The following is a 1,097-nucleotide window of genomic DNA, read 5'->3' as shown; positions in this document are numbered from 1 at the left end:
GGGTTCGGCGCCAGGTCGGGGATTCCGCGGGGGAGGTCAGGCGGGTGTCCGGGAAGCGGGTCACCAGGGTGCGGAGGGCGATTTCCGCCTCGGCGCGGGCCAGGGGGGCGCCCGGGCAGCGGTGGATGCCGTGGCCGAAGGAGAGATGGCCGCCGGCGTCGCGGTCGAGGTCGAGGCGGTGGGGGTCGGGGAACTCCGCCGGGTCGCGGTTCGCGGCCCCGGGGGCGATGAGCACCGGGAAGCCCGCCGGGATGTCGACCCCGCCGACGCGCAGGTCCTCGGTGCTGTGCCGGAAGGTGGCCACGCTCACCGGGGAGTCGAAGCGGAGCAGCTCGTCCAGGGCGCCGGGGATCAGGTCCGGATCCCGGCGCAGGCGGTCGAACGCCTCCGGGTGCCGGAGCAGGGCCAGGACGGCGTTGCCGATGAAGTGGGTGGTGGTTTCGTGCCCGGCGATCAGGAGGAGGGCGGCCAGGGAGACGGTCTCGTCCCGGTTGAGGCCGCCCTCGTCGCAGTCGCGCAGGAGGGAGTGGAGCGGGCCGTCTCCGGGGGTGGCGCGGGCCGTGTCGACGAGGTGGGTCAGGTAGTCGCCGATCCGGTGCGACGCGGCGTCGACGCGGTCGGTGTCGGTCGCGTCGAAGAGGTCGTGGGACCAGCCGGCGAGCGTGGTGCGGTCGGATTCCGGCACCCCCAGCAGCTCGCAGACGACGGTGACCGGCAGGGGTACCGCCAGGTCCGCCACCAGGTCGACTTCCGTGCCCGGTCGCCACGCGGCTGTGAGGTCGTCGACGACCCGGGTGATGTACGGGCGCAGTTCCCGGACGCGTCCGGTGGTGAACAGGGGCGTCGCCACCCGCCGGTGGCGGGTGTGCGCGGGTGGGTCGCTCGCCAGCATGTTGCGGGAGATCGCCGGGTGCAGGTCGCGGTTCGAGGGCCGGTCGGCGAAGAAGCGGGCCGTGTCCTTGGACAGACGGGGGTCGGTGAACGCCTCGCGGGCCTCGGAGTGACCGGTGATCAGGTACGCGTGGTGTCCGCCGGAGCCGGTGGGGATGCGTTGCACCGGGCAGCCTTCGCGCAGCCGGTCGTAGGTGGGGTAGGGG

The 1,097-nt window shown here is 74.0% G+C and carries 1 protein-coding gene; it reads right to left on the bottom strand.

Annotated features, from left to right (window positions below; all coding sequences use genetic code 11):
• Window positions 1-1,097: cytochrome P450 (locus K6I34_RS37305; RefSeq protein ID WP_229332446.1), on the bottom strand; the 1,097-nt coding region annotated here is incomplete at both ends.

The organism is Streptomyces sp. UNOC14_S4 (assembly GCF_020740835.1).
Lineage (GTDB): Bacteria > Actinomycetota > Actinomycetes > Streptomycetales > Streptomycetaceae > Streptomyces.
Note: the sequence above shows the minus strand (reverse complement) of the source record. Positions and strands in the feature narration are given on the sequence as shown.